Consider the following 19,940-nt stretch of genomic DNA (forward strand, 5'->3'; position numbering starts at 1 on the left):
TTTACTTATGTTTGTGGGAAAAAGGACCTCATGTCATTCGAGTTGGACGAACGCAATCACCCGTCTACAACGTGAAGGATAATGAACTTAACCCTGTATTAAATATTGTCTTTTTAACAGACACGTCAAGCCCACTGACTGATATTTTTTAGCAAAATATACCGGGAGATGACCATGCAACGTTGCGGTTGGGTAACTCAGGAACCACTTTACATCGCCTATCATGATAAGGAATGGGGCGTACCGCAAACTGACGGTAAAAAACTGTTTGAAATGATCTGCCTTGAAGGCCAACAGGCCGGGCTGTCATGGATCACCGTGCTTAAGAAGCGGGAAAATTATCGCCAGAATTTTTATCACTTCGATCCTGAACGCGTTGCTGCGATGCAGGAAGCTGATGTCGAAAGGCTGATGCTGGATGCCGGAATTATCCGCCACCGCGGGAAGATTCAGGCCATTATTGCTAACGCCCGCGCCTATCTTGAAATGGAGAAAAAAGGAGAGCCTTTTGCGGCGTTTGTCTGGTCGTTTGTGGATAATCATCCCATCGTGCACCGGGCTGGTACTATTCCGGCGTCAACACCGATTTCCGATGCGCTGGCAAAAGCATTAAAGAAGCGCGGTTTTAAATTTGTCGGCACGACCATTTGCTATTCATTCATGCAGGCCTGCGGCCTGGTCAACGACCATGTTATTGACTGTTTTTGCCATCCAGGAGGTCAGCATGATCCGCGCCTGGCATAATAAAGACACGACTAAGCTATTAAATTTGTGGCTGGCGAGTACCCGCTACGGTCATCCGTTCATCAATGAACGTTACTGGTATGAAAGCGAAGCCATTGTCCGTGATGTCTATTTGCCCGCCGCGCAGACGTGGGTGTGGGAAGAGAAAGGCGTACCGGGCGGGTTTGTCAGCGTCATGGAACAGCGCTTTGTCGGCGCACTGTTCGTTTCTCCGGTGCTTATTGGCCGGGGGATCGGCAGGGCGCTGCTACAGCATGTGCAGCAGCGTTTTCCGTCCCTCAGCCTTGAGGTCTATCAGAAGAATATCCGGGCGGTCAATTTCTATCACTCACAGGGCTTTCGCATCGAAGACAGCGCCTGGCAGGAAGAAACTCAGCACCCAACGTGGATTATGAGCTGGGAGGCGGATCGAATGCCGTCAGCGTAAGCGCCGGGCCGGTATACTTCTCCACCCATGCCAGCGCCGTATTCCCCGCACAGCCATTCCCCAGCCGCGAGCTGGGGAGATCTTTTGTCAGCACGTTGACCGCACCATTTTTACAGATACCACCGGCGTCTGGATCGAGATCCGGCCAGCCGCCCTCATGAATGCATAACACGCCGGGTCGGATACCGTCGGTAATAACTGCGCCTGCTAAAACCTGACCGCGTTGATTCCATACGCGCACCACATCCCCCGCCATAATCCCGCGTGCGGCGGCATCCTGCGGATGCAGGGTAATTGGCTCGCGTCCGGCTACCGCATACTGTTCACGCAGATGTGAATAGCTAAGCTGGCTGTGCAAGCGGTGCGCCGGATGGGCTGACAGGACCTGAAGCTGTTCAGGTTGGGCATTGCCGTGCCATTCGTCCGGCTCCAGCCACATCGGATGCGGCGGGCAGTCCGCGTAGCCAAAGCTGGCAATGCGCGCGCAATAAATCTCAATTCTTCCACTGGCCGTTTTCAACGGGTGCGCCTGCGGATCGCGACGGAAATCGGCGAAACGAACAAATTTCGCATTTTGCTCGCTTTCCGGCATCTCAATAAGCTGGTTTGCCTGCCAGAACGACCCGAACGGTGGCAGAACGACCTGCTGGCTGGCTCCGCGCTGTGCCGCGATGTCATAAAATGTCTCCAGCCACTGGAGATCGCTTTTGCCTTCGGTAAAGCGTTCCCGACCGCCCTTTTCCCAGCGCTCGCTAAGATCGGCAAACACCGTAAAATCATCGCGGGCTTCATCGCGTGGGGTAACCACCTGTTTCATCGGCACCAGATGCTGATTGCTATAGTCGCCGGTCATGGTCAGATCGTTACGTTCAAACGATGTCGTGGCAGGCAGGACAATATCAGCGTGCTTCGCCGCCGCCGTCCAGAAGCATTCGGAAATCACCACCAGCTCCGGCTTTTGCCAGGCGCGGATCAGCCGGTTGGTATCCTGATGGTGAGTAAAGTTTGCGCCGCCCGCCCACCACACAAAACGGATATCCGGGAAATGGCGATCCATCCCATTGTGCTGATAAGGCGCACCGGGATTTTCCAGCGCCTCGACAATGCGCGCGACCGGAATTTTGTCCACCGCATCGGTTCCGCCCTGTACGCTGCCCTGCATTGACGCCAGCACCGCAGCACGCCGCGTCGGATTGCCGCCGTTGGCAAAATGGTAGGAAAGACCAAAACCGCCGCCCGGCGTGCCAATCTGCCCCAGCATGGCGGCCAGCGTTACCAGCATCCAGTGCTTTTGCTCCCCGAACTGCTGGCGCTGCATTCCCCAGCCGCCCATTATCATTGTGGTGTTATGATGGAATAATGCCGCCAGTTCACGGATTTTCGCTGCTGAAACGCCGCAGATCTCCGCAGCCCACTCAGCGGTTTTGGCGATACCATCGCTCTCACCGGTCAGATACGCGGCAAAAACCGCATAGCCTTCAGTACAACGGGTCAGAAACTCGCTATCCTGCCAGCCATTTTCCATCAGCGTGTGAGCAATACCGAGCATTAGCGCCACGTCCGTGCCCATGTGCGGTGCGATCCACTCCACGCCATCGCCGAGGAAATCCACGGTTTCAGATCGCATGGGATCAATACAGATCAGCCGTTTACCGCTCTTACGCAGCGCATCAAACCAGGGAATGCCCTGCTCGTCTGATGCATTCCAGGCAATTTTAAGCGTATTTAGCGGATTCGCGCTCCACAGCACCACCACATCACTGTGTTCAAGGATGAGCGGCCAGCTGGTTTGCTGCTGATACACTTCGTTCCCGCCCACTACGTAGGGCATAATAGCCTGCGCGGCACCGGTCGAATAATCGCCCAGATGCCCGGTATACCCCCCTGCGAGGCTCATATACCGCTGGAGTAATGTTGCGGCCTTGTGTAACACGCCGTTCGAACGCCAGCCGTAGGAGCCTGCAAAAATGGAGGCTGGCCCGTAGCGCTTGCGGATGCGCTGATGCCCGGCATGGATCAGATCCAGCGCCTCATCCCAACTTACGCGAACAAACTCGTCCTGCCCGCGCACGCCCTGTGGGCTATCCGGGGAGGCCAGAAAGCCTTTACGCACCATCGGAAAGCGTACGCGCGTTTTACTGTGCACCTGATCGCGCACGGCGGTTTGTAACGAGTTCTCAAACGGTGTGGCGAGTGCGCCTCGGGAAGAAAATACCGTGTCACCGTCGGTTTCAACAAGCATCGGGCCCCAGTGTGCCGCGGTAAGGACTGTTTTTTTCTCTGATGGGCTGGCCAAATTACGCTCCTGATGGTCAATGCAGGTGTGACGGCGTTTATCGCCGTTCAATGTTGTTTACAAAATTCGGAGTTGTCCCGGGAATTTTCTCCGCATTCTCACGTCATAATCAACTCTGATGCCTGCCGAGGCAAAGAATAAAAAGGATTAAGGAATAAGATGAAAAAACGCGTTTTAGTTATCGCTGCGCTGGTAAGCGGCACGCTGGCTGTTTCTGGCTGCACGACTAACCCGTATACCGGCGAGCGCGAAGCTGGCAAGTCCGGCGTTGGTGCAGGGGTAGGGACTCTGGTCGGGGCAGGTATTGGCGCACTCTCCTCATCGAAAAAAGATCGCGGTAAAGGCGCGCTGATTGGTGCGGCAGCTGGCGCGGCGCTGGGCGGCGGCGTGGGGTATTACATGGACGTTCAGGAAGCAAAACTGCGTGACAAAATGCAGGGAACAGGCGTAAGCGTGACGCGAAATGGCGATAACATTACGCTGAATATGCCGAGCAACGTGACGTTTGACAGCAGCAGCGCAACGCTGAAACCGGCGGGCGCAAATACCCTGACCGGGGTGGCAATGGTGCTGAAAGAGTATCCTAAGACAGCGGTTAACATTGTCGGCTATACCGACAGCACCGGCGGTCAGGATCTGAATATGCGCCTGTCAAAACAGCGTGCTGACTCGGTTGGAAGCTCACTGATTACGCAGGGTGTCGATGCCGGACGTATTCGCACGTCGGGCATGGGTCCGGCTAATCCAGTGGCCAGCAACAGTACCGAAGAAGGCAAGGCGCAAAACCGCCGCGTAGAAATTACGTTAAGCCCGCTACAGTAAACGACCTGCCCACGTTATGCCCGGTAAGCCCATTCGCGCTACCGGGCATAACGTTACTGTCTCCCGCATGAACCACTTGCCATCGCCTGTTTTCGCGTTAAGGTGTTCTCACTTCAGGCAAGGGGATCAGCTATGACTAAAGCAACGCGCCCGACAATAAGCGATGTCGCCAGGGCGGCCAAAACCGGAAAAACCAGCATTTCGCGCTACCTTAATGGTGAAAAGCATCTCCTTTCTGAAGACCTGCTGGCGCGTATTGAAACGGCCATTGCTGAACTTGACTACCGCCCCAGTCTGATGGCCCGAAGCCTGAAGCGTGGTCGCACTCGCCTGATCGGGCTGATCATTGCCGATATCACTAATCCCTACTCGGTCGATGTCCTGAGCGGTATCGAAGCGGCATGCCGTGAAAAAGGATTTACTCCGTTAGTGTGTAATACCAACAACGCGCTGGATCAGGAGTTGCACTACCTTGATTTACTGCGTAGCTATCAGGTTGAAGGCATCGTGGTTAACGCCGTCGGAATGCGGGAAGAAGGGCTTAACCGACTGCAACAGTCCGCGCTGCCGATGGTCCTTATCGACCGTAAAATTCCCGATTTTGCCTGCGATGTGGTGGGTCTTGATAATATGCAGGCCGCGACTACCGCAACCGAACATCTTATAGATCAGGGTTTTGAAGCCCTGCTCTTTCTGAGTGAACCGCTGGGCACCGTCAATACGCGGCGTGAACGATTAAGCGCATTTCGCGCTACTCTGGCCAACGTTAGCGGCGTAATAGCCGAAAATAGCGAAGTTCCGCTCATGGATACCGTGCGCATCGACGACGTGCTGCGCCAGTTTCATACCCGACATCGCGGAATGCGTAAAGCCGTAGTTTCTGCCAATGGTGCACTGACATTACAAGTGGCGCGTTCTCTGCGTCGTCTTGGACTGCACTGGGGCAGTGACATCGGCCTGTTGGGGTTCGACGAACTGGAATGGGCTGAACTGGCCGGCGTCGGAATTACCACGCTTAAACAGCCAACCTGGCAAATTGGCTTTGCTGCGGTTGAACAGGTTGTACGCCGAATTAACGGCAATAACGATCCGGTGCATGAACAGGTTTTTTCCGGCGAGTTAATTGTGCGCGGTTCTACCACCCGTTAAGTTCACTTCGTGATAGCGATCATAATTTAGTCATCACGTTCTTTTCTTTGGAACCGGTTCCATCTAGCGTAACAGATATGACGTTACTCTGGAGCACTTAATGAACCGGAAAATATTTGTGGTCACGGCCGCTTACGGGCATGACCATGTGCATAACGCAGGCGGGCAACAGGCGATGCTTCCTGTCATTGCCGCCGCCGGCGCTGACGGTGTCGAAATTCGCCGCGAAATGTGCAATGCACAAGAGCTGACGATGCTCTCCACGCTCGCGGCAACGATAGCAAAACATCGCTTACTGGCCTGTTATTCTGCTCCACAGCCGCTGTATCTGGCAGATGGCCGCCTTAATCCTCTGCTACCACAACTTCTTGATGAAGCCAGCACGCTTGATGCGCTATGGCTGAAACTTTCGCTCGGCCACTTTACCGACAGTCAAACATTATCGACATTGCGATCGTGGCTGAGCAAAACCAGCGTACGACTGGTGGTGGAAAACGATCAGACGCCGTGCGGCCAGCTTCCACCTATGCAGCGTTTTAGCGCCGCCTGCCAGGTGCAGGATCTGCCGGTCATGTTGACCTTTGATATGGCTAACTGGCTTTGGGTTGATAGCTCACCAGAAATGGCCGCCCGCCATCTGGCCCCGTTTGTCAGCTATATCCATGTGAAAGCCGCCACGCCGCATCATCATAGCTTCCGCGCCATTCCCCTGGACGAAGGCGGTTCACGCTGGCAGGAGGTGTTGCGCTCGCTGCCCGCAGATGTGCCGCGCGGTATTGAGTTTCCCCTGGAAGGCGACGATCTGACGGCGGTTACGCGCCGCTATGTCGAGCTGTTACGCGAGGAGTAAGCATGAATAACACGCTGGATGTAATTACGATCGGTGAAGCCATGGCCATGTTTGTGGCAACTGAAACCGGCGATCTGGATACGGTTGAACATTTTCTCAAACGGGTCGCCGGGGCAGAATTGAATGTGGCCACCGGACTGGCGCGTCTGGGACTGAAGGTCAGCTGGGTAAGTCGTGTGGGTAACGATAGTTTTGGCCGTTTTGTTCTCGATTGTCTGAAAAGAGAGGGGATTTCAGATCGGGGTGTCACGTGCGATGCGCGTTTTGCTACGGGGTTTCAACTGAAATCAAAAACTGAAAATGGAACCGATCCCATCGTGGAGTATTTTCGAAAAAACTCTGCTGCCAGCCATCTTTCACCGGAGGATTATCATTTTGCGCACTTTTCCACGGCGCGCCATTTACACCTGAGCGGCGTAGCTGCCGCCCTTTCCGACAGTGCCTGTGCGCTGCTCAATCATGCGGCGCACACCATGAAAGCGCAGGGTAAGACACTCTCTTTTGATCCTAATTTACGTCCGGTGTTGTGGAACAGTGAAGCAGAAATGGTGGAGAAATTAAATCATCTCGCGTTTCAGGCTGACTGGGTTCTGCCGGGGCTGAAAGAAGGCACCGTTCTGACCGGGCATACCGATCCACATGCTATTGCCGATTTTTATCTTAATCATGGGGTTAAAGCCGTGATCATTAAAACGGGCGCTGACGGTGCCTGGTATAAGTCCGCAGACGGTGATCAGGGCTGCGTCCCGCCGGTTTATGTTGAAAATGTTGTTGATACCGTGGGCGCGGGCGATGGTTTCGCCGTTGGCGTCATCAGCGCTCTGCTGGAAGGGAAAACGCTGGAACAGGCAGTACAACGCGGCAATAAAATTGGCGCGCGAGCCATCCAGGTTCAGGGCGACAGTGAAGGACTACCGACACGCGAAGAACTAAATCAGTAGTCATCAGGCCTCTGTACCCTACCGTCAGAGGCCACGGCATACTTATTATTAGAGGCTGACCTATGAAAAGCGCAACAAACGCAACAAAACGCTGGTGGTATATCATGCCCATAGTGTTTATCACCTACAGCCTGGCGTATCTCGATCGTGCAAATTTTAGTTTCGCCTCTGCGGCGGGGATTAACGACGATTTGGGGATCACCAAAGGCATTTCCTCTCTGCTCGGTGCGCTGTTTTTTCTCGGCTACTTTTTCTTTCAAATTCCCGGTGCGGTCTATGCGGAGCGCCGTAGCGTCCGCAAATTGATTTTTATCTGCCTGATCCTCTGGGGAGCCTGCGCCTCGCTGACCGGAATGGTGAATAATATTCCGATGCTGGCCGCCATTCGTTTTATTCTCGGGGTAGTCGAGGCGGCAGTCATGCCAGCCATGCTGATTTATATCAGTAACTGGTTTACCAAATCCGAACGCTCGCGGGCCAATACCTTCCTGATCCTCGGTAATCCGGTGACCGTGCTGTGGATGTCGGTGGTTTCAGGCTATTTGATTCAGGCGCTGGGCTGGCGCGAAATGTTCATCATCGAAGGTATTCCGGCCGTTATCTGGGCATTTTGCTGGTGGGTACTGGTAAAAGACAAGCCGTCGCAGGTGAACTGGCTGGCGGAAGATGAAAAAGCGGCGTTACAGGCGCAACTGGAGAAAGAGCAACAGGGCATTAAAGCGGTGCGTAATTATGGCGAAGCATTTCGGTCACGCAACGTTATTTTACTGTGCATGCAGTACTTCGCGTGGAGTATTGGCGTATATGGCTTTGTCCTGTGGCTGCCGTCGATTATTCACAGCGGCGGTGCCAACCTCGGTATGGTCGAAGTAGGCTGGCTGTCATCGGTACCCTATCTGGCGGCCACGATTGCCATGATTGTGGCGTCATGGGCTTCTGACAAGCTGCAAAACCGCAAACTGTTTGTCTGGCCGCTGCTGTTAATCGCCGCTTTTGCCTTTATTGGCTCGTGGGCCGTCGGTGCAAACCACTTCTGGATCTCGTACACCCTGCTGGTGGTTGCCGGTGCCGCGATGTATGCGCCGTACGGCCCTTTCTTTGCCATTATCCCTGAAATGCTGCCGCGTAACGTGGCGGGCGGAGCAATGGCGCTGATCAACAGTATGGGCGCGCTGGGATCGTTCTTTGGCTCGTGGTTTGTCGGCTATCTCAACGGCTCAACCGGCTCGCCTGCGGCGTCGTATATATTTATGGGGGTAGCACTTTTTGCCTCAGTGTGGCTTACTCTGATTGTTAAGCCCGCGAATAATCAACAGCTTCCGGCTGGCGCACGCCACGCCTGAACCTACTATTACGGAGATCGTATGAAGCCGTCCGTTATTCTCTACAAAGCATTGCCTGACAATTTATATCAAAAACTGGAAGACCATTTTACTGTGATTCAGGTGGCCAATCTGAAGCCGGAAACCGTCGAGCAAAATGCAGACGCTTTCGCACAGGCATCAGGATTGCTGGGTTCGAGCGAAACCGTGGATACCGCCCTACTGGAAAAAATGCCCGGGCTGCGCGCCACGTCGACCATCTCCGTCGGATACGACAATTTTGATGTTGATGCGCTCAATACCCGTAACATCGTGCTGATGCATACGCCGACCGTCCTGACGGAAACGGTGGCAGATACCATGATGGCGCTGGTGCTGAGCAGCGCCCGCCGGGTCGTTGAATCGGCAGAGCGGGTTAAGGCTGGTGAATGGACTAAAAGCATTGGTCCGGACTGGTTTGGTATCGATGTTCATCATAAAACGCTGGGTATCATCGGGATGGGGCGCATCGGTCTGGCGCTGGCGCAGCGGGCGCACTTTGGCTTTAATATGCCCATTCTGTATAACGCCCGTCGTCATCATCCTGAAGCTGAAGAACGTTTTAATGCCCGCTACTGCGAGCTGGATGACCTGCTACAGGAAGCCGATTTTGTCTGTCTGGTACTGCCGCTCACCGATGAGACACATCATATGATTGGCGCAGAACAATTTGCGAAGATGAAAAACTCCGCCATTTTCATTAACGCCGGACGTGGTCCCGTGGTTGACGAAAGCGCGCTTATTGAAGCGCTAAAAACCGGTCAAATTTACGCGGCAGGTCTGGACGTTTTTGAGCAGGAGCCGCTGGCAAAAGCGTCTCCGCTGCTGTCGCTGCCAAACGTTGTCGCCTTGCCGCACATTGGCTCTGCGACCCATGAAACGCGTTACAACATGGCAGCCTGTGCAGTAGATAACCTGATCGATGCGCTAAACGGAAAAGTGGATAAAAACTGTGTTAATCCGCAGGCGATCCGCCAGGGATAAAGTAAGAAGAGAAAAACCTCATCCTGCCCGGCAGGATGAGGTGTGGTCATTACTTTGTCGCGTCTAGCGCGGCATTCCATGCCTGGATGAAAGCCTGATGCTGCGACGCCAGCGGTCCAATCAGAGAATTATACTGACTGGCCTGCTGCGAAGTCGGGAACTGAATACCGTTCGCAGCAAAGCTGACCTGATTCTCCTGCTGCGCGATAAAATCGCCCACCTGTACCAGCTGCTGGGTGAGGATCTGCGCGGCCGGCACTAATGGCTGTAAGGTATCCGCCGGACGCGTGACAACTTTCTCATAAACCTGGTCAAAGACCGGTTTAAGATCGTCAGCCTGTTTCAGCGCCGCACGTGAAGTATCTGCCTGCATTTTGGCATTTTGCAGCTGCTGGCTCAGCACGCCCAGCGAGCCGTTAGCCTGACGCAGCGGATCGCGCTGAGTCACATAGTTCTCGGGCACACGGATGGCGTTCACACTGTCGACAACCGGACGTAAGCCCTCATCCATTGCCTGATTCACCTGCTGTGAATAGCCGTAAAGGATCGCGTAGTCGGTGACCAGTGGCCCAAATTGTTTTTTCTGATCGGCTGTCAGCATCGGCAAATGTTCACCGCTACGCATCGCCGTATTTTGCAGGAAGTCGATAAACGCCTTGCGTTGATCGCCCTCTTTATCAAAACACCCACTCAGGCTAACTACCATCAATAACGCCATCACAGACGCAAACCAGCGAGAGCAGGACTTTCCTGTCGCCATTTTCATACTCCTTTCACTCTTAAAAAGTGCATACCGACACCAGCGTGTCTGACGCTGACAAGAATAGTCCAGGACAGCTTTACAGGATACCTTTTCATGCAGCCTAAGCTGAAAAATCGCTATCGCCAGATGAAATTCGACTATGAATGCAGTTTGACCATGGATAGTGCTATCTATCAGCAGCTTGCTCCTGTCAGCCAGTAGACCTACGCCTTCAGAACAACAAATAAGCGATAAATAGTCCTGTCATTACGTATCTATCATCCAGTTAACGACTATTCTTAAGAGGCTCAACGTTAGTAGCGATCATGCTGTGTGTCTATGGGGGTACTCAATGGAAGTAAAAGATCCTATGATCGAATTGATGAACAATCTGGAACTTATTGTTTTTAAAGATGTACCGCAGAAAATTACCCTACCCCAGAAGCCGAAAGCGATTACTGAGATAGAACAATTACGCAAAGGTACAGGTCTTAAACTTGCTGATTTCGCCAGGGCCGTTGGCGTAACGGTCTCGGTAGTACAGGAATGGGAGTCTAAGCGGGTAAGACCGTCGGCTACCGAACTTAAACTTATGCGTCTGATTCAGGCTAACCCTAAGTTAAGTAAAGAATTAATGGAATAGTTTTTGGTGTTTTAATGGTCCTGAGTCAGGGCCGTTTCCGGTGTGGCATCCCAGAATTTGTATTCCGTTAAAATAAAGTTTGCTTTTAATCGTCGTAAATGCGTTAATGCATGCGTCGGTTTGATATACAGACCATAAAGCAGTTTAGTTAAGCAGTGTCCATCAAGAGTTATCTGTTGATACCCTTCGTTGAGAGCTTTTCCTTTAACGCTTCAAAATCTGTAATGCACGCCATATTGCCGAAAGGCACTCATATATCTTTTAAAGGTAATCTCTATGTCCGGTAAAATGACTGGTATCGTAAAATGGTTCAACGCTGATAAAGGCTTTGGTTTCATCACTCCTGACGATGGCTCAAAAGACGTGTTCGTACACTTCTCTGCTATCCAGAACCAGGGTTACAAATCTCTGGACGAAGGTCAGAAAGTGTCCTTCACCATCGAAAGCGGCGCTAAAGGCCCGGCAGCTGGCAACGTAACCAGCCTGTAAGCTTAAAAAGCTAAAGATTCGAATCCTCGCTCCGGCGGGGATTTTTTTTATCTGTACGTTACGTATTTTTGTCGGTAGCGCAGCTTCGGGTATAAAAAAACCCGCATCCTCAGTGAGTAGCGGGTTTTTTCATTACGACTGACTTACTGCAGTAAAGAGATGTCCGCAACCTGCAAGAACAGATCGCGCAGTTTTGACAGCAGGGTCAGACGATTGATACGCACGTCTTTGTCTTCCGCGTTAACCATCACGTTTTCGAAGAACTCATCTACCGGCTCGCGCAGCGATGCCAGCTCAATCAGCGCTTCCTGATAACGGCCTTCAGCAAAATACGGCTGTAATTTATCCCGCAAAACGACCAGGTGACCGGCCAGCTTAATTTCCGCCGCTTCTTTCAGCACCGAAGCATGAACGATGTCATTCAGCGGCTCGGTGGCTTTCGCCAGGATGTTGGATACACGCTTATTCGCAGCCGCCAGCGCCGCTGCTTCTTCCAGAGTGCGGAAGTGCGACACGGCTTTCATGCGGGCATCGAAGTCAGCCGGACGCGTTGGACGACGCGCCAGTACCGCCTGAATAGTATCAACGGTATAGCCTTCATCCTGATACCAGGCACGGAAACGCCCGAGCATGAAATCAATGACCTCATCCACAGCTTTCGCATTGGTCAGCTTATCACCGTACAGACGTACCGCTTCTTCGGTCAGCGTTTGCAGATCCAGCGGCAGATTTTTCTCGACGATAATACGCAGCACGCCGAGGGCAGCACGACGCAGTGCAAACGGATCTTTATCGCCTTTTGGATGCTGGCCAATACCAAAGATACCTGCCAGCGTGTCCATCTTATCGGCAATCGCCACCGCACAGGCTACCGGATTAGACGGAAGCGCATCACCCGCAAAACGCGGCTGATACTGTTCGTTCAGCGCGACAGCAACGTCTTCAGCTTCACCATCATGACGCGCATAATGCATCCCCATTACGCCCTGAGTGTCAGTGAACTCGAAGACCATATTGGTCATCAGGTCGCACTTGGACAGCAGGCCCGCGCGGGTTGCATGAGCCACATCAGCGCCAATTTTTTCGGCAATCCAGCCCGCAAGGGCCTGAATACGATCGGTCTTGTCGCGCAGCGTACCCAGCTGTTGCTGGAACAATACGGTTTGCAGACGCGGTAAGTGATCTTCCAGACGTTTTTTACGATCGGTATTAAAGAAGAATTCTGCATCCGCCAGACGCGGACGGACGACTTTTTCATTACCGGAAATAATTTGCGTCGGATCGCGGGATTCAATGTTGGCAACGAAGATAAAGTTCGGCAGCAGTTTGCCATCGCTCGCATAAACCGGGAAATATTTCTGGTCACCCTTCATGGTGTACACCAGTGCTTCTGCCGGTACGGCAAGGAATTTCTCTTCGAATTTCGCCGTCAGTACGACCGGCCATTCCACCAGTGACGCTACTTCTTCCAGCAGGCTCTCGCTCAAATCGGCACTTCCGCCAATTTGACGCGCTGCTTCTTCGGCATCCGCTTTGATTTTTGCTTTACGCGCGTCGTAATCTGCCACGACTTTACCGCGCTCCAGCAGCAGCTGCGGATACTGATCGGCATGGTCGATAGTGAATTCCGCCTCGCCCATGAAGCGATGACCACGGATGATCCGGTCAGACTGCACGCCCAGAATCGTTGCCGGGACGATCTTATCGTCCAGCAGCAGCGTTACGGTATGCACCGGACGGACGAAATGGACGTCAGACGCGCCCCAACGCATCAATTTTGGGATTGGCAACTTAGCCAGCGAGGTGGCGATCATGCCTGGCAGCAGCGTTTCTGCGCTTTCGCCTTTAACATGTGCGCGATACAGCAGCCACTCGCCTTTGTCAGTGGTCAGACGCTCGGCCTGGTCAACGGTGATCCCGCAGCCACGTGCCCAGCCTTCGGCTGCTTTGCTCGGTTTGCCTTCGGCGTCAAACGCCTGGGAAATCGCCGGACCGCGTTTTTCAACTTCGCGATCGGCCTGAGATGCAGCCAGTCGGGCCACTTTCACCGCCAGACGGCGCGGTGCGGCAAACCACTCAATGTTACCGTGAGCGAGGCCTGCATTGTCCAGCTCCGCCGTCACGTTCGCAGCAAAAGATTCCGCCAGGCTACGCAGGGCTTTTGGTGGCAGCTCTTCAGTGCCGATTTCCACCAGAAAAGTTTTTTCAGACATGGCCGCCTCTTATTTATTCTTGTTGCACATCGGGAAGCCCAGGGCCTCACGGGAAGCATAGTAAGCTTCAGCTACCGCTTTTGTCAGGGTGCGGATGCGCAGGATATAGCGCTGACGCTCGGTGACGGAGATGGCTTTACGCGCATCCAGCAGGTTGAAGCTATGGGCGGCCTTCAGAATACGCTCATAAGCAGGCAGCGGCAGCGGGTTTTCCAGCGCCAGAAGCTGCTGAGCTTCTTTCTCATACTGCTCGAAGCAGGTGAATAAGAAATCCACATCGGCATATTCGAAGTTATAAGTAGATTGCTCTACTTCATTCTGATGGAAAACGTCGCCGTACGTGGTTTTACCCAGCGGGCCATCGCTCCATACCAGGTCGTAAACGCTGTCTACGCCCTGAATATACATGGCCAGACGCTCCAGACCGTAGGTGATCTCACCGGTCACCGGTTTGCATTCCAGGCCACCGACCTGCTGGAAGTAAGTGAACTGCGTGACTTCCATGCCGTTCAGCCAGACTTCCCAACCCAGACCCCAGGCACCCAGCGTCGGGTTTTCCCAGTTGTCTTCCACGAAACGAATATCGTGAATGGTTGGATCGACGCCCAGCTCTTTCAGTGAACCAAGATACAGTTCCTGAATATTGTCCGGTGACGGTTTAATCACTACCTGGAACTGATAATAGTGCTGTAAGCGGTTAGGGTTTTCGCCATATCGACCATCGGTCGGACGACGGGATGGCTGCACATAGGCGGTAGCCATCGGTTCTGGTCCCAACGCACGCAGGCTGGTCATTGGATGAGAGGTACCCGCGCCGACTTCCATGTCCAATGGTTGAACAATGGTGCAGCCCTGGCGAGCCCAGTAATCCTGTAAGGTCAGGATCAAGCCCTGGAAGGTCCTGGTATCAAACTTTTGCATAGTATTTCGTGCTGGATACGTGTGGATTTATAGGAAGCGCCCAGTATACCCGCTGACTGCAAGATATACAGTACGAATGCGGGTAGATTGGGGAAAAAGGGCTGGTTAACGCATAGAAAGATGCAAAAACTGGCCATCTGCGTCGAATGAGCAGATAAAACGCTCTTTTCGCGAAGTATACCCGCGCATCTCATAACTTCCCTGAAACTGCTCAAAAGCATTAACGTTTATTTTTTGCGCGCCCGTGTTATAACGCAGGGCTGCCTGTCCTTTACATAACGTTTCCATATCAAGCGATCGTGCCGGTCCTGGCTTCGCTTTCTGCGCCTTTTGCTCGGTTTCTGGCGTGCTCTGACAGCCGACCAGCAGTACGATCAGCATCACTGGCAACCGCCTTTTTAACCTCATATCCCAGCGCATGGTTAATTACCTGTTATTTTTAATGATGCTAATTGTATAGGATATTTTGCCACGCGCCTCGGGATAAGCAAAATTCGCCGCAGATATCGCCGCTTGCAAACGCAGGATTTTCTTATCAAGATCTCACGCAAGAGACAGATAAACCCCGGATAAAAAAGGAAAGCACGAGCCTGATGCCGTCAAAAATATACTGGATAGAGAATTTGCGAGGGATTGCGTGCCTGATGGTTGTTATGATCCATACCACTACCTGGTACATCACCAACCCGACTGTGGTCAGCGCTTTCGACTGGAATATTGCTAATGCGCTGAACGCTGCCTCACGGGTCAGTGTTCCTCTCTTTTTTATGATTTCTGGCTTTCTCTTTTTTGGCGAGCGCAGCGCTCAGCCGCGCCACTTTCTGCGTATTGTGCTGTGTCTGGGTTTTTATAGCGCGATGGCCCTGCTGTACATCTGGGCTTTTACCTCTATTAACGGCGAATTATCGCTCCGTTACTTATTGCAAAAACCCGTCTTCTATCATCTGTGGTTCTTCTTCGCCATCATCGTTATTTACCTGCTCTCGCCGCTGATCCAGGTAAAAAATATCAACGGTAAAATGCTGCTGGCGCTGATGGTAGTACTTGGCATTGTTGCGAATCCAAATACCGTGTCGCAGAAGATTAGCGGCTTTGAATGGCTGCCGGTGAATCTCTATATTAGCGGCGATACATTTTATTATGTGCTGTACGGCATGTTGGGGCGTGCGATTGGCATGATGGACACCCAAAGGAAACCGCTTACGCTTCTGTGCGGTGCGTTGTTTATCGCTTCGGTGTATATCATTTCGCACGGGACATTACATGAGCTGAAATGGCGCGGCAATTTTGCAGATACCTGGTATCTTTATTGCGGACCAATGGTTTTTCTCTGCGCGGTATCACTGCTGACCGTGGTTAAAAATACGCTTAACACCCGCTCTCTTCCCGGGCTGGGGATTATTTCACGGCACTCACTGGGGATTTATGGTTTTCACGCGCTGGTGATCCATGCGCTGCGCACCAACGGTCTGCAACTGACGCACTGGCCGCTGCTGGATATTTTGTGGATCTTTAGCGCCACGGTGGCGGGCAGCCTGCTGCTGTCGATGCTGCTTCAGCGTGTGGATACGCGCAGGCTGGTCAGTTAAAAGCGGATATGCCAGGGATGGTCCTGGCATTGAATAAAAAATCTCTCTTACGTTAGTCTCCCTGAGAGCTGAGTTTAAAACGCCTTAGCCCCTGGAGATCCCGTCGCCCTCAGGCAAAAGGTCATTGCAGCTATGCTGAGAATATAGGCAAAGAAGCCGATTATTTTCTGACTGAGCATAATGGGTTCATTCCACAACCCCACCGCCAGGAGCCCCATCGAAACCAGCAGCATAAGCTGGCATCCTGTGCTCATCGACTTACTCAGGCACTGATAACGCGCCAGATGCGACCAGACCACAACAGAAAACATACCCAGCAACAGCAATGAGATGTAATACCCCTTCTCACTCAGGGTTGAGCAAACAGGCCACAATCCCACTGCATAAACCAGAATTCCTGTTGGCAGAGCAACCTTTGCTGCACGGATATATAACACTCCACTTGTCGTATCCATTTGTAGCCCCTTTTCCCACGCCGAGAAAAAAGCATTATGGAACAGAGCGGTGCCCGGATACTTCACCGGAGCGAGAATAAGTCATAATTCAGAATATATTCATATAATTAACTAATGAATCATATGAATATATTTATGGTAAGAATCCCTCTCGCCGTGCGGAGAGGGACACCAATCAGGACATGAGAGGAAGTAGCTGCTGATAGATTTGCCGGAAGGTTTCGCGTTGTTCGCTATAACGCGCATGACGAGCAGCATCAGGCACATGCGTTTGTTCAAGTGGCAGTTGCGGCAGAAAATCAGATAACGATCTTTCCGGATTCATTGCCAGCTGAGCCAGCCGGGCAGCTCCCAGCGCCGGGCCAACGTCACCGCCGGTGCGGTAATCCATTTGATGGCCTGAAATATCGGCCAGCATCTGCCGCCACCAGCTGCTCCGCGCGCCGCCGCCAATTAACGTGATACTTTCTGGCGTCACACCACAAGCATGAACGGCATCAATACCGTCTGCCAGCGCATAGCCGACGCCTTCCAGCACTGCCTGTGCCAGCTCTGCCGGACCATGTTGATGCGTCAGGCCAAAGAAGACACCTTTTGCCCGGGGATTATTATGCGGCGTCCGTTCGCCGGAAAGATATGGCAGGAACCAGATGGCACCGGCATGTTGATCGGCGCTTTGCGCCGCCTCTATCAGCGCAGGAACTGAATTGAGTCCGGTTAGTTTTGCCGCCCAATCAAGGCACGATGCCGCGCTCAGCATAACCGACATCAGGTGCCATCGTCCCGGTAGCGCATGACAAAAGCTATGTACTGCGCTTTCAGGCTTACTTAAAAATCCGTTGCTCACAGCAAAATACACGCCGGAGGTGCCAAGCGAAAGCATCGCCTGCCCGACATCAGCCATACCAACCCCAACCGCCCCGGCAGCATTGTCGCCACCGCCTGCAACAACAGGTACGGGAGACATATTCCATGCGTCGGCAACAGCAGGCAGCAACGTTCCGGTAATTTCACTGCCCTCGAAAAGCGCAGGCATCTGCGCACGGGTCAGCTGACAGGCGGCGAGCATTTCATCGCTCCAGTCACGTTTACCGGTATCCATCCACAGTGTGCCCGCAGAGTCTGACATATCGCTGGCACACTCACCCGTCATACGCAGACGTAAATAATCTTTTGGTAACAGGATCTTATCGACCAGGCGGAAAATATCAGGCTCATGACGCTGCACCCACAGCAGTTTTGGCGCGGTAAAACCCGGCATCATCAAATTGCCGGTAATCTTGCGAGAATCAGGAACCTGAGCCTCCAGCATGGCGCATTCCTCGCCGCAGCGACCATCGTTCCACAAAATCGCCGGACGTAGTACGCGCTGCTGCTTATCAAGAAGCGTGGCACCGTGCATCTGTCCGGCCAGGCCCAGCGCTTTTACGCCACGTAGCGAGTGCTGCTCTGCTAATGCTTTTATGGCGCGGTCCGTCGCCAGCCACCAGTGCTCAGGATCTTGTTCCGACCATAAGGGATGCGGACGGGAAACCGTTAGTTTCTCCGTTTGCGATGCTACAACGTTCCCCTGCTCATCTAACAGGATGGCCTTCACACCAGAGGTTCCCAGATCTATCCCGATATACATAGTGACCACTCCTTATTTGCGAAAAAGGCCCGGCTAACCGGGCCAGACAGCTTATTTATTAAAAAGATAGCCGTTAACCAGGTTTTCCAGCAGTTCCTGATGGCCGCTTTGATGCTGCGGTGCCAGGTTATGCTGCTCAGCGTATTTTGCGATATCTGTCAGGCTGAGTTGACCTTTCAGTATCTGCTGGCCCAGCTCGCCATTCCAGCCGCTGTAACGCTTCGCAACGCGTTTATCCAGTTCGCCATCCTCAACCATTTGCGCCGCAACCTTCAGCGCCATTGCCATCGTATCCATCGCGCCAATGTGACCGTAGAAAAGGTCATATTTATCGGTACTTTGGCGACGCACTTTGGCATCAAAGTTCAGACCACCGGTCGTCAAACCGCCGGCTTTGAGAATCTCGTACATCACCAGCGCATTTTCTTCGACGCTGTTAGGAAACTGGTCAGTATCCCAGCCCAGCTGCGGATCGCCACGGTTAGCATCGACGGAACCGAAAATCCCCAGCGCAATAGCCGACGCAATTTCATGATGGAAAGTATGTCCCGCCAGCGTTGCATGGTTCGCTTCAATATTCACTTTGATCTCTTTTTCCAGACCGAACTGCTTCAGGAAGCCGTAAACGGTGGCAACGTCATAGTCGTACTGATGCTTGGTCGGCTCCTGCGGTTTTGGTTCGATCAGCAGCGCGCCCTGGAAACCGATTTTGTGCTTATGCTCTACAACCATCTGCATGAAGCGGCCAATTTGCTCGCGCTCCTGGCGAAGGTCCGTGTTCAGCAGGGTTTCATAACCCTCACGCCCTCCCCACAGCACATAGTTTTCACCGCCCAGTTTGTGCGTGGCGTTCATTGCCGTGACGACTTGCGTGGCGGCCCAGCTGAAGATTTCTGGATCGGGATTCGTCGCCGCACCTGCACCATAACGTGGATGGGTAAAACAGTTCGCGGTTCCCCACAGCAGCTTCACCCCACTCTGCTGCTGTTTTTCGCCCAGGTAATCCACCATTTCAGCGAAGTTACTCAGATACTCTTTCAGCGATGCGCCTTCCGGGGAGACATCCACGTCATGGAAGCAGTAGTACGGCACATTGAGCTTGTGAAAAAATTCGAATGCTACGTCAGCTTTACGCTTTGCCAGTTCCAGCGCTTCACCCGACTTCTGCCACGGACGATCAAAAGAACCGACGCCAAACATATCTGCCCCGTTCCAGCAGAAGGTGTGCCAGTAGCAGGCGGCAAAACGCAGATGATCTTCCATGCGTTTGCCCAACACCAGCTCATCCGGGTTGTAATGGCGAAACGCCAGAGGATTTCTTGATTGTGGTCCTTCGTAACGAACGCGATCCAGTTGATCAAAATAAGCTTGCATAATGAACTCCATATTCAGAGACGCGGCGGGTAGTCATTTTGGTAGTAATACTGGAGTGTCCTTTCACCTTGCTCAATTACGTTATTTCACACTGCTATTAAGAGAATGCACAAACGTGCGCTGGCTCGCAAAAATAGCGCATTTGTTTTTTACGCAATGCATTCCTGCAAATGTTGCAAAGAAGTATCATTGAACAATAAAAGTCCGATCCCGGTCATAAATCAGGAAATAAACTAAATATCGTAACGCGAAGATAAAAATCTGTAATTGCCACTTTCTGTATACCTGTTAAAAATTTGCAACGTGTTAA

The 19,940-nt window shown here is 52.7% G+C and carries 19 protein-coding genes; 11 read left to right on the forward strand and 8 right to left on the reverse strand.

Translation table 11 applies throughout. The features are described from left to right. Positions 1–174 precede the first annotated feature (174 nt). A complete protein-coding gene (tag, locus tag AC791_RS04380) occupies positions 175–744 on the forward strand; it encodes a DNA-3-methyladenine glycosylase I (RefSeq protein ID WP_049839261.1) in 570 nt (189 codons plus the stop codon). Further along, positions 725–1,171: an N-acetyltransferase gene (locus tag AC791_RS04385; RefSeq protein ID WP_049839262.1), complete on the forward strand. Its 447-nt coding sequence runs from the start codon at positions 725–727 to the stop codon at positions 1,169–1,171. Before tag ends, AC791_RS04385 begins: the two co-directional genes overlap by 20 nt. On the opposite strand, the gene AC791_RS04390 is transcribed toward AC791_RS04385, so the two are convergent. Then, a complete protein-coding gene (locus AC791_RS04390; RefSeq protein WP_049839263.1) occupies positions 1,134–3,467 on the reverse strand; it encodes a molybdopterin guanine dinucleotide-containing S/N-oxide reductase in 2,334 nt (777 codons plus the stop codon). The two genes, AC791_RS04385 and AC791_RS04390, sit on opposite strands and share 38 nt — an antisense overlap. Before the next feature lie 159 nt (positions 3,468–3,626). Here AC791_RS04390 and AC791_RS04395 point away from each other — a divergent pair, with 159 nt between their 5' ends. The 6 genes from AC791_RS04395 (at position 3,627) to ghrB (ending at position 9,574) form a co-directional block, all read left to right on the forward strand. Beyond that, complete coding sequence (locus AC791_RS04395) at positions 3,627–4,289, forward strand: OmpA family lipoprotein (RefSeq protein WP_049839264.1); 663 nt, start codon at positions 3,627–3,629, stop codon at positions 4,287–4,289. Positions 4,290–4,421: 132 nt separating this feature from the next. After that, positions 4,422–5,438 (forward strand): LacI family DNA-binding transcriptional regulator, encoded by a 1,017-nt coding sequence (locus tag AC791_RS04400; RefSeq protein WP_049839265.1) that lies wholly within the window; start codon positions 4,422–4,424, stop codon positions 5,436–5,438. Between the two features lie 100 nt (positions 5,439–5,538). Next, the gene (locus AC791_RS04405) at positions 5,539–6,288 is read left to right on the forward strand and encodes a sugar phosphate isomerase/epimerase family protein (protein ID WP_049839266.1); all 750 of its coding nucleotides are present in this window, start codon (positions 5,539–5,541) and stop codon (positions 6,286–6,288) included. 2 nt (positions 6,289–6,290) lie between these two features. Beyond that, the gene (locus tag AC791_RS04410; protein ID WP_049839267.1) at positions 6,291–7,229 is read left to right on the forward strand and encodes a sugar kinase; all 939 of its coding nucleotides are present in this window, start codon (positions 6,291–6,293) and stop codon (positions 7,227–7,229) included. Positions 7,230–7,291: 62 nt separating this feature from the next. Further along, on the forward strand, positions 7,292–8,572 hold the full coding sequence (locus AC791_RS04415; protein WP_049839268.1) for an MFS transporter: 1,281 nt from the start codon (positions 7,292–7,294) through the stop codon (positions 8,570–8,572). 21 nt (positions 8,573–8,593) lie between these two features. Then, positions 8,594–9,574 carry a glyoxylate/hydroxypyruvate reductase GhrB gene (gene ghrB / locus AC791_RS04420; RefSeq protein WP_049839269.1) on the forward strand — a complete coding sequence of 327 codons (981 nt, stop codon included), beginning with the start codon at positions 8,594–8,596 and terminating at the stop codon, positions 9,572–9,574. 49 nt (positions 9,575–9,623) lie between these two features. Here ghrB and AC791_RS04425 read toward each other — a convergent pair whose 3' ends face one another. Next, entirely contained in the window at positions 9,624–10,334 is a 711-nt protein-coding gene (locus AC791_RS04425; protein WP_049839270.1) for a DUF3053 domain-containing protein, read from the reverse strand. A gap of 334 nt (positions 10,335–10,668) precedes the next feature. On the opposite strand from AC791_RS04425, the gene AC791_RS04430 reads away from it, so the two are divergent. Continuing rightward, positions 10,669–10,959: an HTH-type transcriptional regulator gene (locus AC791_RS04430; RefSeq protein WP_049839271.1), complete on the forward strand. Its 291-nt coding sequence runs from the start codon at positions 10,669–10,671 to the stop codon at positions 10,957–10,959. A gap of 276 nt (positions 10,960–11,235) precedes the next feature. Then, positions 11,236–11,448: an RNA chaperone/antiterminator CspA gene (cspA, locus tag AC791_RS04435; RefSeq protein WP_049839272.1), complete on the forward strand. Its 213-nt coding sequence runs from the start codon at positions 11,236–11,238 to the stop codon at positions 11,446–11,448. A 143-nt stretch (positions 11,449–11,591) separates the two neighbouring features. Here cspA and glyS read toward each other — a convergent pair whose 3' ends face one another. From glyS to AC791_RS04450, 3 genes are all read right to left on the reverse strand, one after another. Further along, positions 11,592–13,661 carry a glycine--tRNA ligase subunit beta gene (glyS, locus tag AC791_RS04440; protein WP_049839273.1) on the reverse strand — a complete coding sequence of 690 codons (2,070 nt, stop codon included), beginning with the start codon at positions 13,659–13,661 and terminating at the stop codon, positions 11,592–11,594. A gap of 9 nt (positions 13,662–13,670) precedes the next feature. Next, entirely contained in the window at positions 13,671–14,582 is a 912-nt protein-coding gene (gene glyQ / locus AC791_RS04445) for a glycine--tRNA ligase subunit alpha (RefSeq protein WP_049839274.1), read from the reverse strand. Positions 14,583–14,687: 105 nt separating this feature from the next. Then, a complete protein-coding gene (locus AC791_RS04450) occupies positions 14,688–14,990 on the reverse strand; it encodes a YsaB family lipoprotein (protein WP_049839487.1) in 303 nt (100 codons plus the stop codon). A gap of 185 nt (positions 14,991–15,175) precedes the next feature. On the opposite strand from AC791_RS04450, the gene AC791_RS04455 reads away from it, so the two are divergent. Beyond that, on the forward strand, positions 15,176–16,171 hold the full coding sequence (locus tag AC791_RS04455) for an acyltransferase (protein WP_049839275.1): 996 nt from the start codon (positions 15,176–15,178) through the stop codon (positions 16,169–16,171). A 74-nt stretch (positions 16,172–16,245) separates the two neighbouring features. On the opposite strand, the gene AC791_RS04460 is transcribed toward AC791_RS04455, so the two are convergent. The 3 genes from AC791_RS04460 to xylA form a co-directional block, all read right to left on the reverse strand. Beyond that, entirely contained in the window at positions 16,246–16,626 is a 381-nt protein-coding gene (locus AC791_RS04460) for a YiaA/YiaB family inner membrane protein (protein ID WP_049839276.1), read from the reverse strand. Positions 16,627–16,801: 175 nt separating this feature from the next. Next, positions 16,802–18,256 (reverse strand): xylulokinase, encoded by a 1,455-nt coding sequence (xylB, locus tag AC791_RS04465; RefSeq protein ID WP_049839277.1) that lies wholly within the window; start codon positions 18,254–18,256, stop codon positions 16,802–16,804. A 51-nt stretch (positions 18,257–18,307) separates the two neighbouring features. Further along, positions 18,308–19,630 (reverse strand): xylose isomerase, encoded by a 1,323-nt coding sequence (gene xylA / locus AC791_RS04470; RefSeq protein WP_148677757.1) that lies wholly within the window; start codon positions 19,628–19,630, stop codon positions 18,308–18,310. Positions 19,631–19,940 lie beyond the last annotated feature (310 nt).

The sequence above is a fragment of the Klebsiella sp. RIT-PI-d genome, assembly GCF_001187865.1.
GTDB lineage: Bacteria > Pseudomonadota > Gammaproteobacteria > Enterobacterales > Enterobacteriaceae > Superficieibacter.

Excerpts from the sequence above, each read along its gene's own strand:
- tag (WP_049839261.1), top strand. The coding sequence starts at position 175 with ATGCAACGTTGCGGTTGGGTAACTCAGGAACCACTTTACATCGCCTAT.
- AC791_RS04385 (WP_049839262.1), top strand. The coding sequence starts at position 725 with ATGATCCGCGCCTGGCATAATAAAGACACGACTAAGCTATTAAATTTG.
- AC791_RS04395 (WP_049839264.1), top strand. The coding sequence starts at position 3,627 with ATGAAAAAACGCGTTTTAGTTATCGCTGCGCTGGTAAGCGGCACGCTG.
- AC791_RS04400 (WP_049839265.1), top strand. The coding sequence starts at position 4,422 with ATGACTAAAGCAACGCGCCCGACAATAAGCGATGTCGCCAGGGCGGCC.
- AC791_RS04405 (WP_049839266.1), top strand. The coding sequence starts at position 5,539 with ATGAACCGGAAAATATTTGTGGTCACGGCCGCTTACGGGCATGACCAT.
- AC791_RS04410 (WP_049839267.1), top strand. The coding sequence starts at position 6,291 with ATGAATAACACGCTGGATGTAATTACGATCGGTGAAGCCATGGCCATG.
- AC791_RS04415 (WP_049839268.1), top strand. The coding sequence starts at position 7,292 with ATGAAAAGCGCAACAAACGCAACAAAACGCTGGTGGTATATCATGCCC.
- ghrB (WP_049839269.1), top strand. The coding sequence starts at position 8,594 with ATGAAGCCGTCCGTTATTCTCTACAAAGCATTGCCTGACAATTTATAT.
- AC791_RS04425 (WP_049839270.1), bottom strand. The coding sequence starts at position 10,334 with ATGGCGACAGGAAAGTCCTGCTCTCGCTGGTTTGCGTCTGTGATGGCG.
- AC791_RS04430 (WP_049839271.1), top strand. The coding sequence starts at position 10,669 with ATGGAAGTAAAAGATCCTATGATCGAATTGATGAACAATCTGGAACTT.
- cspA (WP_049839272.1), top strand. The coding sequence starts at position 11,236 with ATGTCCGGTAAAATGACTGGTATCGTAAAATGGTTCAACGCTGATAAA.
- glyS (WP_049839273.1), bottom strand. The coding sequence starts at position 13,661 with ATGTCTGAAAAAACTTTTCTGGTGGAAATCGGCACTGAAGAGCTGCCA.
- glyQ (WP_049839274.1), bottom strand. The coding sequence starts at position 14,582 with ATGCAAAAGTTTGATACCAGGACCTTCCAGGGCTTGATCCTGACCTTA.
- AC791_RS04450 (WP_049839487.1), bottom strand. The coding sequence starts at position 14,990 with ATGAGGTTAAAAAGGCGGTTGCCAGTGATGCTGATCGTACTGCTGGTC.
- AC791_RS04455 (WP_049839275.1), top strand. The coding sequence starts at position 15,176 with ATGCCGTCAAAAATATACTGGATAGAGAATTTGCGAGGGATTGCGTGC.
- AC791_RS04460 (WP_049839276.1), bottom strand. The coding sequence starts at position 16,626 with ATGGATACGACAAGTGGAGTGTTATATATCCGTGCAGCAAAGGTTGCT.
- xylB (WP_049839277.1), bottom strand. The coding sequence starts at position 18,256 with ATGTATATCGGGATAGATCTGGGAACCTCTGGTGTGAAGGCCATCCTG.
- xylA (WP_148677757.1), bottom strand. The coding sequence starts at position 19,630 with ATGCAAGCTTATTTTGATCAACTGGATCGCGTTCGTTACGAAGGACCA.